Origin of the sequence: Buttiauxella gaviniae ATCC 51604 (genome assembly GCF_001654835.1) — a bacterium.
GTDB lineage: Bacteria > Pseudomonadota > Gammaproteobacteria > Enterobacterales > Enterobacteriaceae > Buttiauxella > Buttiauxella gaviniae.
In genome coordinates this window covers 61770-75252 of record NZ_LXEP01000036.1, presented here as the reverse complement: position 1 = coordinate 75252, position 13483 = coordinate 61770, and the positions used below count along the sequence as shown (strand labels likewise).

Below are 13483 nucleotides of genomic sequence, written 5' to 3'. Positions count from 1 at the left end.
TGAATTTAATTTACATGGCCTTATCCCAACAATTGATGAAACAATAGATGAGCAAAGCGATCGAATACGCTTCTAGCTAAATAAGTTCATTAATGATGAAGACAAGCATGTTTTTTTGCGTAGCCTGCAAGATACAAATGAGGTTCTTTTTTATCATTACATCACATCTGATATCGAAGCTTCCCTGCCGTTAATTTATACGCCAACGGTTGGTTATGCCTGTCAGCATTTTTCGAATATCTGGCGTAAAAACCGAGGAGTATTTATTGCCTGGGAGTCCGCGACGCGCGCATTTCCGAAGCAGAATATTTTGAGTTCATTGATATTTTCGTGTCGGCAATCGAGCGTCGTTGGTCAGGTGTGTTATTGCAGTTTGAGGATTTTGCATTGCAACATGCAATGTCATTGTTAAAAGAATATCAGGATAAATTATGTTGTTTTAATGATGATATTCAGGGAACTGCAGCTGTAGCATTAGGTTCTGTTCTCGCGGCCTGTCTGCGTAATAAAGTATCGCTTTCCGAACAGCGTATTATGTTCGTCGGCGCGGGATCTGCTGGCTGCGGCATTGCCGAGCTAATTGTTTTAGCACTTAAGTGCCGATGGCGACGATAGAGGAATTGCTTTAATCATATAAAATCGCATCTGGTGGCGGAGGTGCTGCTTCATAGCGCGAGGGCGATACGCCAAATAATTGGCGGAATGCATAGGTATAAGCTGACGTACTACCGTAACCCAGCATTAACGCAATCTCGGTCACGCTGCGCGACTGGCGTAGTAAAATAATTGAATGCAGTAAACGATGGCGTTGCTTCCAGTTACTGAACGTTATGCCGGTTTCTTTAATGAAATGTCGTGAAAAAGTACGTGGCGACATTCCTATGCGCTCAGCCCACTCTTCCATTAAATGGGGTAAATCGGGTGATTCACTGATTACCTGGCACATTTCCAGCAACGCCGGTGCCGTAGGCCAGGTCATTGCAAATCCTGCGGCGGGAAGATCGTTTAGCACGTCGATCAAAGTGGACACCAGGCGCCCTTCTTTACCGTTAGCATCATAAAACTCAGGGATAGTCTGCGTTGCATGGTGGATAAAACTGCGCGCAAAGTCAGAGACAGTAACCAACTTTAGCTCCGCTGTACAACCCGTAGCAGCATAGTAATCCGGGTCGATATCAAGGTTCTCCAGCATCACTTCACTGGCAGTTTGCACCCGATGAGGCATAAATGCGGGTATCCATAACCCATAACAGGCAGGAATAATGTATGAATTATTCTCCACGGAAATGTATAGGGAGCCTTCACGGGCGTAGTGGAACTGAATGAAAGGATGAGAATGTAGTTCTGATTGCACATTTTCCGCCAGCATAAACGAACGGAAGAAAACAGGGCGGGCAAGTTTAGCCCCTGTTACATCGCCCGTGTAGCGGAATGAGTGCAGTACCTTTTTTGTTTTAACCATCTACCCCACCTAAATTGACGCTTATTCGACACAACTTGGCATCCCTTCATGATACACAATCCCTCTTAGCTGCGATAATTAATTCATCAGCCCAGTCAATGAGTAATCAATAAAGTAGTAACGTGCAATATTTAATCGCACTCAGAATAAAGCGTTGATTGACATCGCCATTAGTTTAGCCAATAAAAAATTCAGAGGTATTTAAAATAAGCCACTCTACTATTTATAAAATAAATAGTTAGCATGAGTTAATTATTTATATCGCAGCAGTCAATCAATAACAAATTTAAATATTTGTTATTCAATCTTTCTTTTAACGAAACATAAATGAGTTCAGATAGTCGAGTAGAAATTTAGCTTAGGCTTTTATTGAGGATGAGATATGAGTGTTGAAGTTGAAAGTGCACCCGTCGTACGCAAAGACAACTGGTATCGGATTGCGGAAGAACTTTTGAACCAGGCTGATGTCCGTTTTAACGGCAGTCGCCGCTGGGATATTCATGTAAACAATCCAGACTTTTACAAACGTGTTTTGCAGGAAGGTTCTATTGCTCTTGGTGAATCCTACATGGAAGGTTGGTGGGACTGCGCCGCGCTGGATGTTTTATTCGAGAAAATCCTTCGTGCAAAGCTCGATGAAAAAGCACCAAAAAACTTCAAGGATTTAGCCCGGGTCGCGGGTATGCGTTTGTTTAATTTACAGACACGCAAACGTGCCTGGATTGTCGGCAAAGAACATTACGATATCGGCAACGACCTGTTTGCTAAAATGCTAGATCCGTATATGCAGTATTCCTGCGGTTACTGGAAAGATGCAACCAATCTGCGCCAGGCACAAGAAGCCAAGTTGAAAATGTTATGTGAAAAATTGCAGCTTAAATCCGGTATGAAACTGCTGGATATTGGCTGCGGTTGGGGCGGTTTGGCGCAATACGCCGCAGAACATTACAACGTCCATGTTACTGGCGTAACCATCTCCGAAGAACAGCAGAAAATGGCGCAGGAGCGTTGCACCTGGCTGGATGTTTCCATAAAGCTGATGGATTATCGCGATCTTGACAGCCATTTTGACCGCATCGTTTCGGTCGGGATGTTCGAACATGTTGGGCCAAAAAATTACGACACCTATTTTGAAGTGGTAAATCGTTGCCTTAAACCGGACGGAATTTTCCTGTTGCATACTATCGGCGCAAATAAATCAGTTAACAACGTCGATCCGTGGATTAACAAATACATTTTCCCTAACGGTGTCCTGCCTTCTGTAAAACAAATCGCCTGCGCCTCGGAACCCCATTTTATCGTCGAAGACTGGCATAATTTCGGTGCCGATTATGACTTGACGTTAATGGATTGGCACCAGCGTTTTAATAGCTTCTGGCCTGAAATTCAGGAAAATTACAGCGAGTCTTTTAAACGCATGTTCAATTATTACCTAACGTCTTGTGCGGGGGCTTTCCGTGCGCGTGACATTCAACTTTGGCAAGTCTTATTTAGCCGTGGTGTTGATGGCGGCATGTATGTTTATCGTTGATATTGGTTACTGTCTGAGCCGTAAAATTAACTTCGATAATATAGCCCTCTATTTTTATTATCAGAATTAAAGAATTTAGTTATTAATTTAAGGATTTTGTATGTCACAACAGTTATTCACCTCAGAATCTGTTTCTGAAGGGCATCCTGACAAAATAGCCGACCAAATTTCTGATGCCATTCTCGATGCCATTATTCGACAAGACCCCAAAGCACGCGTGGCCTGCGAAACGCTGGTTAAAACCGGCATGGTTTTGGTGGGTGGGGAAATTACTACCGACACTTGGGTCGATATAGAAGAGATTGTGCGCCGCACGATCCACGACATCGGCTATAACAGCTCAGAAATGGGGTTTGATTCCCACACTTGCGCAGTCTTAAGCGCGATTGGTAAGCAGTCTCCCGATATTAATCGCGGAGTAGATCGTGAAGATGAAGCGAATCAAGGTGCAGGCGATCAAGGACTTATGTTTGGTTATGCGTCCAACGAAACCGATGCACTAATGCCTGCGCCTATTACCTTCGCTCACCGTTTAATGGCACGCCAGGCTCAAGTGCGGAAAAGCGGTTTATTGCCATGGTTAAGGCCAGATGCGAAAAGTCAGGTCACCTTTGAATATGACAACGGTAAAATAATCGGTATTGATACGGTAGTTATTTCCACTCAACACAGTGAAGCAGTCACTCAGCAAACCCTGCGTGAAGGCGTGATGGAAGAGATAATTAAACCTGTGTTACCGCAAGAGTGGCTGACGCGAGATACCAAATATTTTATTAACCCAACAGGCCGATTTGTTATTGGTGGCCCAAGGGGTGACTGCGGACTCACTGGACGAAAAATTATTGTTGATACATACGGCGGTATGGCGCGTCATGGTGGCGGCGCATTTTCCGGTAAAGATCCTTCTAAAGTTGATCGTTCAGCCGCATATGTTGCCCGCTATGTCGCTAAGAATATTGTCGCAGCCGGGTTAGCTGACCGCTGTGAAATTCAGATTTCTTATGCCATTGGTGTTGCGGAACCCACCTCAATAATGGTGGAAACCTTCGGTACTGGAAAACTGGATAATGAAAAACTGATTATGATTATTCGCGAGTTTTTCGACCTCCGCCCACATGGGTTAATTCGCTCGCTGAATTTGCTGCAACCGATTTATCAGCAAACAGCGGTCTATGGTCATTTTGGACGTGATATTTTTAGCTGGGAACAGACCGACAAAGCTGACCTGCTGCGCCGCTTCCTTTAAGTTTTCACGCTCTATAGGGCCAGGTTTTAGCGCGAATTAATTCTCATAGCGAACAGTTAACATCAGGAAATCCACGCTTTTGCGTGGATTTTTCTTTCATTCAGTCAGACTGCGGCATTTCCATTTGATATAAAAGTCACTCGAACACCTCTGGATATATACTGCACAAATAATTTTAGTTAAGTAATTAATAAACTCCAGAGAGTGCGAGATGAACCACCGAGCCGGCACTGTCTGCCAATGAATTGCATCAAGTCCTGGTTTCACTGAGGAAAAATGGAAAAAATCGCCCACGGTAACGCCGGGAAGTTGTTCACCCTAAAAATAGACCGTGTTTCCGGGTGTGCTTGAGGTAGGCAAGCACGGCGGCACTGGGTTCGTCTTTACGACTAACCATCATCAAATTAGCCGCCAGCTCCTTCGAATCAAGAACCCTATACACCACCCCGGGAATCGCCACCTGTGCTAATGGTGCTGGGACCAGGGCGATACCCAACCCGGCTCCGGCCATGGCGAGCACACTCAGTGAACTGGATATCCGATAAGCAATATGCAAAGAGTCGCCAAGCAGTTTACGGAGTTGCGTATCCAGTTGTGAATCCATGTCATTGATTGCGTAAATAATCAAAGGTTCATGGGCCAGCATATCTACCGTCAGACTCTCTTTACCGGCGAATCTGTGCTCGCTGGACATCACCACAACCCGCCCCCATTCGCCCACAGACTCGTAGACAAGAGTTGATTCATGGTCCGGGTAGTAATCAGGCATATAGCCCACATCCAGCGTCCCGTTCTGAATGGCTTCATTTTGAAGCTGTGGCGCAAGCTCCTGGCAGATTATTTCAGCGTCCGGGTATGCCTGATGAAAAGATCGCACATCCTGCATCAGCCTTCCGCTGAAGACAGCATTACCGGCGAACCCTATCCGCACCCGGCCTGTTTCACCGCGAATAGAACGCTCCACGGCAAGCCGGGTATTTTCCACTTGCTTCAGCGTACGCGTGGCCTCCACCTGCAAGAGCATGCCGGCTTCGGTCAGTTCGACACGACGACTGGTACGAATTAACAGTGGGCCACCCAGCTCAGCCTCAAGGGCTTTAATCTGCATGCTCAACGCGGGTTGCACAATGTTGAGCCGTTCTGCCGCCCGGCCAAAGTGCCGTTCTTCTGCGACAGCCAAAAAATACTTCAGGTGGCGTAAATCCATCAATGGCTCCATTAATCATTAAAAATGATTAATCAGTAAAATCTATATATTTGAGCTTATCTTACTTTGCGTCCAAACTGAATCCAGTCAACTAAACAGGAACTAAAAATATGCAAAACCAACTTCAAGACCGCCAGCAACTTAACGACCTGATGAATGGCTGGATGCACCGTGATTTAGGCGAATGGGATCAGTTACGAAACTTGTTCCACCCTGACGGCACGATTGAAATAACCTGGTTTGAAGGCTTGGGAAGCGATTTTGTTGATGGTTCAATGCGTATGGGTGCTTCCGACCTGCGCACCAAACATCTTATCGCTTCTCCTGAGGTGACGTTCAATGAAACCGGAAATAAAGCCATCCTTCAAACTAACGCCATCATCATCGCTGAGAACGTAAAACTGAACATTGGTTGTGAGTGTCATAACCGTTTTTACGACCTGGCAGAAAAACGAGATGGAGTGTGGAAGTTGTTCCACCGTCAGAGTGTTTACGATATCGGCACCTTCACCTTCCCTTTAGGTCCTGTGGAAATTGACCAGGCGGTTGTGACGAAGTATCCGCGTGAATATGCAGCACTGGCCTATTTACTAGAGCAGAGCGGTTTCCCACTTAGCCGCGTATTTGCCACCCGCGGCAGCGAACTGGAAGCAAAAATGAAAGTTGAAGGTAAGCGCTGGTTGGCTGCCTGATCCAGACTCAAAAAGAGGTGAGCATATCACCTCTATCCAAGTGCCTAAATTCAGTGTATCACTCCACTTCAATGACCTAATATTTACCGAAGTTATTTGTTTAAGAGTTCTCTACGTACAATTTCCGCGCCTGCACTTAATGCACTTAACTTGCCTCTTGCGACCTGGCGAGATAACGGGGTCATGCCGCAGTTAGTGCTTGGATAAAGCTTGTCTGCATCTACAAATTGCAGTGCTTTTCGTAGCGTGTTAGCGACTTCCTCTGGTGTCTCAATGATATTGGTTGCCACATCAATGGCCCCGACCATGACTTTTTTGCCCCGGATGAGTTCAATGAGATCCATTGGAACACGAGAGTTTTGACATTCAAGCGAAATGATATCGATATTAGAGGCCTGCAGCTTCGGGAAAAACTCTTCATATTGCCGCCATTCCGAGCCCAATGTCTTTTTCCAGTCTGTATTGGCTTTAATGCCATAGCCATAGCAAATATGCACCGCAGTTTCACATTTAAGCCCTTCAACGGCTCTTTCTAAAGCGGCAATCCCCCAGTCATTCACCTCGTCAAAAAACACATTAAATGCCGGTTCATCAAACTGGATAATATCGACACCTGCAGCCTCTAATTCTCTGGCTTCTTGATTAAGAATTGTGGCAAATTCCCAGGCCAGCTTTTCACGACTTTTATAATGGCTATCATAAAGCGTATCGATCATGGTCATCGGACCTGGCAGCGCCCATTTAATAGGTTGGCTGGTTTGCTGGCGTAAGAATTTGGCATCTTCAACAAACACAGGCTTCTGGCGGGATACAGGGCCAACAACCGTAGGAACGCTGGCATCATAGCGATTGCGAATTCTAACTGTTTCACGTTTTTCAAAATCAACGCCACTGAGGTGCTCAATAAACGTAGTGACAAAATGTTGGCGCGTTTGCTCGCCATCACTGACGATATCAATACCGGCCTGTAGCTGATCTTGCAGGCACAAACGCAGAGCATCTTGCTTGCCGTCAATTAATTCATTGCCCTGCAATTTCCACGGTGACCAAAGTGTCTCAGGTTGTGCAAGCCAGGAAGGTTTCGGTAAACTACCCGCAGTCGACGTCGGTAATAATATTTTCATAATAGATGACCTTATATTTTTAGTTAATCAAAGAACGTAGTTAGCGGACCATTGCTCAAGGAGAGTTCGGTATGGTTTGATGAAGTTCTCTTCTGTAAACCTGCCCTGTTCAATCGCTAAATGGCTGCGTTCTTCTCGATCATAAACAATTTGAGTTAATGAATAATCCTGTTGATTCAAGCTAGGTTGATACTCTTTTCCTGCTACAGAATTAGCATTATAAATTTCAGGACGATAAATCTTTTGAAAGGTTTCCATCGTACTAATAGTACCTGTCAGTTCAAGATCCGTGTAATCGCCAGTTAAATCACCTACAAAATAGAAAGCCAGCGGCGCAACACTATTTGGCGGCATAAAATAGCGTGCCTGTAAGCCCATTTTATTGAAATAGTGGTCGGTCATAGAGGGTTCATTTTGTTGATACTCTACGCCCAATACAGGATGCTGATTATCAGTGCGGTGGTAAGTGTTTTTACTGGACACGCTTAAACATATAACCGGCGGTTTCTTAAAGCGCTCTGTGTAAGCACTTGAGTTAATGAAGCATTTGAATATGTTGCCATGCAAATCACCAAAATTATCTGGCGTGCTAAATCCAGGTTTATTCTTGTTATGATCTAACAGCAATACGCTAAAGTCGTAATCTCGTACATAAGAGGAAAAGTTATTCCCCACAATGCCTTCAATACGCGCGTTAGTTTTTTGATCGACAATATTCGTTTTCAATATTTCAATCACCGGGAAGGTGTCGCCCTTGCCTTCAACATCTATCTCAACGGAAATGATTTCAAGTTCGACGCAATAACGGTCCCCTGCTGGGTTATCGGAATGCGCTAGAGAATTGAAACGGTCATCAATCATCTTTAAGGTATTGCACAAATTCTGCTGGCGTTGACTTCCTCTGGCTAAATTAGCGAAGTTAGTCGTAATGCGTGTATTTTCAGATGGATTGTAATTCTCATCGAAAGAAAGGCTTTTAATAGTAAAGGTAAATTCTTTATTCATCGCGATGGTTTCCTGATTTCTGATAAAACCTGAATTTATTTTTGCTTTTTCAGCATCGCCAAATTTCTTTTCAGGTGATTTATTCAGTACTTTTCATATTGTCTGTAGCGAATTGCAGTGGGTAATTTATGCCAGAGTCATTGATTGAGGAAAAGTGATTAAATTTCAGCGAACATGAATTATCTTCATGTTGAGGGGAAAGGTTATAGTCGATATCAGGAACGTAGTCTCCTTCCCATAGGATTCACCGCTGGAATCCATCGGGCCGGGAGCGGTTAACTGGGTAGACTTGTGGGGAGGTTACAAGGGAATGCGCAACCGCCTATTATTATGATATATATAATTATATCATCTTATTATCGAACGTCCTCGCCCTGAAGCAAGACCATAGCCTCACCCCGATTCAGCCCCAGTTTAATAATAACCATAAATAACCAAGGGTATTAATCGCCTTCTGATTCTAAGTGAAAAAAGCGCAGATAATGGAGGTGAATTTTATTCTGCTTTAATTTCATCAAGAGTTGGAAAAATGAAAACCTGCTGGTACACCTCAGCTTTAAACCTTATTAGAAACATGGATAAAGCCACGTAGGTAAGCAAAACATCCTTCACTTGATGCTTGAGAAGTGCTGAAGGCGGTAAAGCATGAGCTCGAAAAAGTGAGCTAACAGCTACTATTTCAAATGCAAATGAACCTTAGCCTCGCTCAAATTATAGAATTTCAATCAACTTAAACTCTTCTGCAACAAGTTCCATATCATCAGAATAATAGCCTTCCCGGGTGAAAAACGCTTTATGCTCTTTCCTCCAATATTCAAGGCTCATATCCCCCTCACCTTCTTTTCTGGCAAATTCTTCAGTTATGTCAGAAAAACACATCAGGCTCATCGAAATTATTCTGATGACACATACCGGGGCACCTTCTCCATTGAGAACAATATTATAACTGCCTATTTTTGGGGAAGGTTCTTCCGACAGAAAAGAGGAAAGAGAACCACATGACGCAGTTTTAATTCCTTTCAAGACTAAGTCGGCAAGCTCATTTGCCATATCAGGATTGTCACCAAAGGACCACGCCGGTGCTCCCGGATATTTCGTCTTCAATCTTTCAATCACACTCATTATAAGGTCCCTTACCAGATTCAGTTAATTCAGGTTTCCATAACCCGGTTATTGTTCGTGTCTTTATTCACCTAAGGGAACTATATCCCAACTCTTGTCGCAAAATCTCAGTCGAACTGCCAGTAAAGCGGCGTGCCATAAACCTCTACGAAATAATCAATGACTGCCCGAACATTAAGCGGGGGATGGCGCGCGTTGGGATAGATAGCTGCGATATGCTGTGGCTCGGTATTGATCGCGGCCTCAAATCCCTCCATCAATCTGACAAGGTCACCTTTTTTAAGACTGTCACCAATAAGCCAGTCGGGAAATAACACCATTCCCATGCCGCTAAGTGCGCTGGTAAGAAGAGATTCAGCATTGTTGGAGGTCAGTAACCCAGTAATGGGATAGTGAGTCCAGGAGCCAGCAGGTTCCCTGAACAACCATCGGTTAGGACCCGATGACCCTCTGTAAACCAGGCATTTATGGTCATTCAGTTGGGCTGGGAATTCCAGTTTTCCAAATTTTTTTATATAGCCGGGAGAAGCGACCAGATGATAGCGCTGAGTTCCAAATACGCGTGCGTGGAAAGAAGAATCCGTCAGCGTGCCGATTCTGAAAATTACATCTGAGGCATCCCTGAGAGGATCGATGTAATCATCAGTCTGCGTCAGTTCAATCAGCAATCGGGGATAGCGAGCTGAAAGTTCGCTAAGCCAGGGGGCAATATGACGCTGGCCAAAAAATACAGGCGCATTAATCCTTATCAGCCCTGCAGGTTCAAGGGCTCTATCCTGCATCTCTTTTCGGGCTTCGCTCAGTTGCTCAGTCATGGTACGGGCATAGCTAATAAATAACCGCCCAGCTTCAGTGGGAATAACTGCTCGGGTATTTCGATAAAAAAGCTGCTGACCGAGCGCGTCCTCCAGTTGAAGGATGACACGTGAAATCATTGATACTGAAACCCCTTCACGCCTTGCTACGACTGAAAAGCTTTGGGTATCAAAGACACCGATAAAAAATAACAGTGTGCGAAAATTTATGGCGCTTGGGTCGTACATTATCCCGCCTTCTGCAAAGGTGTTTCCTGGATTATACCGTTTTTCATTACACTTCACTGCTATAGGATTCTCCACCTCAACCATTGGAGACTGTTTTAATGCAGCTTTTATTTATATTACTCGTCGTTGCAGGCGGGATGGGGCTATCCGTAGAAGCCGGATTGTTAGGACCACTGGGCGGCGAAGTCGGAGACTTATGGGCGACGTTCAGTATTTTCGGAGTCGGAGCTGCGCTGACATTCTTGTTAATGCTGTTCTTTAGTCCACGAAACAGCCCTTCCTTCTTTACCCAACCATCATGGACTCTGCTGGGCGGCATACTGGGCCCTGTGTATGTCGTGATCCTCACCATTGCCGTTCCCACTATTGGTATTGCGATGACCATGATTGGTATTTTGGCAGGGCAGGTCTCCAAAAGTCTGGTCATTGACCATTACGGGCTGTTTGGTTCTTCTCATCGAAAAATTGACAGTAAGCGTATTATCGCGCTGATTTTTATTATTGCCGCCCTATTCCTCATGGCAAAGGGCTGAGGTGAACTCGTGAATATATTAATGATCATTTTGGCTGTCGTTGGCGGTGCGTTTCTTAGCATGCAGGCTGCAATTAATGGCAAGTTGGGTAGCAATGTTGGAGTATTTCGCAGTGCATTTCTGACTTTTTCGGTTGGCGCACTGGTGACTGCCCTGCTCATTTTCTTCTTCGAACCAAAGCATGCTGTGACCTTGCTGGATGTGCCGAAATGGCAATTGCTTGGCGCTCTTTGTGGTGTTCCTTACATTGTCATTATGGTTCTGGCTGTTCAGCGAATTGGAGCGGCTGTTGCTACTGTTGCGGTTATCTTTGGCCAACTGGCAATGAGCATGCTCATTGATAATTTTGGCTGGTTAGGAAATGAAGCGATTCACTTTTCTGGGACGCGCCTTGGTGCAGTGGTCTGCCTGGGAATAGCGCTTTTCTTTATTTACTCCAGTAATAAAGCCAATGCAATGCCCGCGAAAAACATCGCCAACTGAACGATAGCTATCGGCAGGTCCATTACATTGAAATAACAGGATCTAACATTTAGACGGTCACCACAAAATCATAACCAGTTTGTGGTGACCGCAGATTAACACTGCATCAGGTTATTAACTGCTCCGCACGGCTGGCTTCTGCCCTCGGGTATGTCGCCTTGCCAGAAGTGGGAAAATGAACCCCAGCCCAACCAGCACTACTGGTGTGGCAATGTTAAGCGACAACTGGAAAATCCACTCAGGCGTAAATGCATCCAGCTTTTTCGGGAAAATCCCCGTCAGGCAGGCAAAAGCCGTAAAAGCAAAACACCAGATACCAACGGTGAGTGCCAGCTTGCGATTTCGGATAAAAACATACTCTGGTGAGTATTTCTCCGCGAGGCGTAGTACCGCAATAAAGGCCACAAAGACCCATAGATAACGCAATGGCATAACCACGGAATTAAGGTTCAGTAGCCATTTATACAGGTCGTTCATATCCCCGATACCCAGCGTTGGCAGCATTATCAAAATAGCAACCAGTACCAGTGTCATCAGATAGCCATTCACAGGCGTACCCGCATCATTTGTCCGGCATAGTTTCTGAGGAATATAGCGGGAGTCAGCGTCGCCCAGTAATACTTTCAGCGGCGCATCAATGGAGAATACCAGTGCAGCAATTTGACCAAGCGTGTTAGCCACCGCGTAGATAACCATTAACCAATTCCCCAGATGATAATATTCGCCCAGTTTCTGGAAGGCGTAGTATTGGCCATTCGTCATCAGGTCATCGGGAATATTATTCGAATCGAACATCATCCCCATCGCCAAAGAGCCAAGGATCGCGCAGACGGCCACCATCACGGCTAGTATTAGCATTCCACGGGGAAACTCACGGCCCGGGTTGCGGGTACTGTTGACATAAGGAGAGATTTTTTCCGCTCCACCGACAGCAAATACCAGCATCGAAATGGTCGTGATATAGGTGAAATCAATATGAGGGATGAATGTCTCCCATGTGATATTGGTCGTGGCAATATGCACCTCTGTGATGGCGGGTGCGGTTACTGCCATCACAACATACAGTAGCGACATGACAAACATGGCGATACCGGCAACCGATCCCACTATCTTCAGTGATTTCATTCCTCGGGAGGCCACCCACATAAACAGGACAAATAGCGCAAGCGTAATCCCCTGCAAGGCAACCACACTGTATTCTTTGATAAGCGAACCATCGCCATTAATGGCCCACCCCAGGGCTATCAAAATTGCCTGCGGTTTTTGCGCAAGATATGGAACATGCACCACCCAGTAAGTCCATGCCGCCAGATAAGCCAGACCAGGACCCATGGTATGTTTGATCCAGGTACTGACGCCCCCTTTACCATCTTTAAATGTTGCCCCCAGTTGCCCAACAATCAGCGCGTAGGGAATAAAGTAAAGTGCAAAAATAAACACCCAGGAGAAAACAACCACCAGCCCTTGGTTGGCATAGTTATTGACAACATTGCCAAATCCCCAGACGGTAATAAACGACATCAGCGCGATGTTGTACCATCGCAACTGTTTTTGCTCTGACTGCGCCATAAACGACATCCCTTAACTGTATATTTATTATTACTTGCAGTAATTTATTGACCGGGGGAATTATGCACATTAATAGTGGGGACAATATAACTATATCGTGTAAAAGTTCGGCTCTCCGCACAATATATTTCAGTATCAAGGTTAGAAACAGCCCAACAGAGTGTTGGAACTGCCACTATGCCCAGCCTTTGCGGTTTTCTGCTAATCTTGATGCCGTGGATTGTGGCATAGCCAGACGCTCCAATTTTTTAACATGCCTGTAAAAAACATAAAACATCAGGTGGATTTACTTCAAGTCATGACCGAAACTTAAATATAGTCATGTTTCAAGAGTTTTGTTACCAAACCCACCTATAAATAAATCACCTCTGAATAAATGTGTATTTTTGGATAAGAAACACATCAGGTCGGATGACTGTTCAAACAATATAACGAATAATCAATAACCGCCTTGCTTAATTAGCAC

General features: G+C 45.0%; 14 protein-coding genes. 7 read left to right on the top strand and 7 right to left on the bottom strand.

What is annotated here, in order from left to right:
* Positions 1–115 precede the first annotated feature (115 nt).
* Together M977_RS25875 and M977_RS25870 are read left to right on the top strand one after the other, a co-directional pair.
* The gene (locus M977_RS25875) at positions 116–412 is read left to right on the top strand and encodes a hypothetical protein (RefSeq protein WP_074392083.1); all 297 of its coding nucleotides are present in this window, start codon (positions 116–118) and stop codon (positions 410–412) included.
* Positions 331–615 carry a malic enzyme-like NAD(P)-binding protein gene (locus M977_RS25870; RefSeq protein WP_064518418.1) on the top strand — a complete coding sequence of 95 codons (285 nt, stop codon included), beginning with the start codon at positions 331–333 and terminating at the stop codon, positions 613–615. Before M977_RS25875 ends, M977_RS25870 begins: the two co-directional genes overlap by 82 nt.
* Before the next feature lie 10 nt (positions 616–625).
* Here the strand turns inward: M977_RS25870 and M977_RS20020 are convergent, their stop codons facing one another.
* Positions 626–1462: an AraC family transcriptional regulator gene (locus M977_RS20020; protein WP_074392082.1), complete on the bottom strand. Its 837-nt coding sequence runs from the start codon at positions 1460–1462 to the stop codon at positions 626–628.
* A gap of 382 nt (positions 1463–1844) precedes the next feature.
* Between M977_RS20020 and cfa the strand changes: the two genes are divergently transcribed.
* On the top strand, positions 1845–2993 hold the full coding sequence (cfa, locus tag M977_RS20015) for a cyclopropane fatty acyl phospholipid synthase (RefSeq protein ID WP_064518416.1): 1149 nt from the start codon (positions 1845–1847) through the stop codon (positions 2991–2993).
* 100 nt (positions 2994–3093) lie between these two features.
* A complete protein-coding gene (gene metK, locus M977_RS20010; RefSeq protein WP_064518414.1) occupies positions 3094–4239 on the top strand; it encodes a methionine adenosyltransferase in 1146 nt (381 codons plus the stop codon).
* 313 nt (positions 4240–4552) lie between these two features.
* Here the strand turns inward: metK and M977_RS20005 are convergent, their stop codons facing one another.
* Positions 4553–5446 carry a LysR substrate-binding domain-containing protein gene (locus M977_RS20005; RefSeq protein ID WP_064518411.1) on the bottom strand — a complete coding sequence of 298 codons (894 nt, stop codon included), beginning with the start codon at positions 5444–5446 and terminating at the stop codon, positions 4553–4555.
* 110 nt (positions 5447–5556) lie between these two features.
* Here M977_RS20005 and M977_RS20000 point away from each other — a divergent pair, with 110 nt between their 5' ends.
* Complete coding sequence (locus M977_RS20000) at positions 5557–6138, top strand: nuclear transport factor 2 family protein (protein ID WP_064518409.1); 582 nt, start codon at positions 5557–5559, stop codon at positions 6136–6138.
* A 92-nt stretch (positions 6139–6230) separates the two neighbouring features.
* Here M977_RS20000 and M977_RS19995 read toward each other — a convergent pair whose 3' ends face one another.
* The 4 genes from M977_RS19995 to M977_RS19980 all read right to left on the bottom strand — a co-directional run bounded on the left by M977_RS19995 (position 6231) and on the right by M977_RS19980 (position 10432).
* Positions 6231–7262, bottom strand: a complete 1032-nt coding sequence (locus M977_RS19995) for a methionine synthase (protein ID WP_064518407.1) — start codon at positions 7260–7262, stop codon at positions 6231–6233.
* 27 nt (positions 7263–7289) lie between these two features.
* A complete protein-coding gene (locus M977_RS19990; RefSeq protein WP_064518405.1) occupies positions 7290–8267 on the bottom strand; it encodes a DUF1852 domain-containing protein in 978 nt (325 codons plus the stop codon).
* Positions 8268–8978: 711 nt separating this feature from the next.
* Positions 8979–9389 carry an ASCH domain-containing protein gene (locus M977_RS19985; protein WP_064518404.1) on the bottom strand — a complete coding sequence of 137 codons (411 nt, stop codon included), beginning with the start codon at positions 9387–9389 and terminating at the stop codon, positions 8979–8981.
* Between the two features lie 107 nt (positions 9390–9496).
* A complete protein-coding gene (locus tag M977_RS19980; protein WP_064518402.1) occupies positions 9497–10432 on the bottom strand; it encodes a LysR family transcriptional regulator in 936 nt (311 codons plus the stop codon).
* 98 nt (positions 10433–10530) lie between these two features.
* On the opposite strand from M977_RS19980, the gene M977_RS19975 reads away from it, so the two are divergent.
* Both M977_RS19975 and M977_RS19970 read left to right on the top strand, forming a co-directional pair.
* Complete coding sequence (locus M977_RS19975) at positions 10531–10965, top strand: DMT family transporter (protein WP_064518401.1); 435 nt, start codon at positions 10531–10533, stop codon at positions 10963–10965.
* Positions 10966–10974: 9 nt separating this feature from the next.
* Positions 10975–11448, top strand: a complete 474-nt coding sequence (locus M977_RS19970; protein ID WP_064518399.1) for a DMT family transporter — start codon at positions 10975–10977, stop codon at positions 11446–11448.
* A 114-nt stretch (positions 11449–11562) separates the two neighbouring features.
* On the opposite strand, the gene M977_RS19965 is transcribed toward M977_RS19970, so the two are convergent.
* On the bottom strand, positions 11563–13017 hold the full coding sequence (locus M977_RS19965) for an APC family permease (protein ID WP_064518397.1): 1455 nt from the start codon (positions 13015–13017) through the stop codon (positions 11563–11565).
* Positions 13018–13483 lie beyond the last annotated feature (466 nt).

What these genes read in the sequence shown, in the direction of transcription:
- M977_RS19965 (WP_064518397.1), bottom strand. Translation starts at nt 13,017, where the DNA reads ATGGCGCAGTCAGAGCAAAAACAGTTGCGATGGTACAACATCGCGCTG.
- M977_RS19990 (WP_064518405.1), bottom strand. Translation starts at nt 8,267, where the DNA reads ATGAATAAAGAATTTACCTTTACTATTAAAAGCCTTTCTTTCGATGAG.
- M977_RS19980 (WP_064518402.1), bottom strand. Translation starts at nt 10,432, where the DNA reads ATGTACGACCCAAGCGCCATAAATTTTCGCACACTGTTATTTTTTATC.
- M977_RS20020 (WP_074392082.1), bottom strand. Translation starts at nt 1,462, where the DNA reads ATGGTTAAAACAAAAAAGGTACTGCACTCATTCCGCTACACGGGCGAT.
- M977_RS19975 (WP_064518401.1), top strand. Translation starts at nt 10,531, where the DNA reads ATGCAGCTTTTATTTATATTACTCGTCGTTGCAGGCGGGATGGGGCTA.
- metK (WP_064518414.1), top strand. Translation starts at nt 3,094, where the DNA reads ATGTCACAACAGTTATTCACCTCAGAATCTGTTTCTGAAGGGCATCCT.
- M977_RS19995 (WP_064518407.1), bottom strand. Translation starts at nt 7,262, where the DNA reads ATGAAAATATTATTACCGACGTCGACTGCGGGTAGTTTACCGAAACCT.
- M977_RS20000 (WP_064518409.1), top strand. Translation starts at nt 5,557, where the DNA reads ATGCAAAACCAACTTCAAGACCGCCAGCAACTTAACGACCTGATGAAT.
- M977_RS20005 (WP_064518411.1), bottom strand. Translation starts at nt 5,446, where the DNA reads ATGGATTTACGCCACCTGAAGTATTTTTTGGCTGTCGCAGAAGAACGG.
- cfa (WP_064518416.1), top strand. Translation starts at nt 1,845, where the DNA reads ATGAGTGTTGAAGTTGAAAGTGCACCCGTCGTACGCAAAGACAACTGG.
- M977_RS19985 (WP_064518404.1), bottom strand. Translation starts at nt 9,389, where the DNA reads ATGAGTGTGATTGAAAGATTGAAGACGAAATATCCGGGAGCACCGGCG.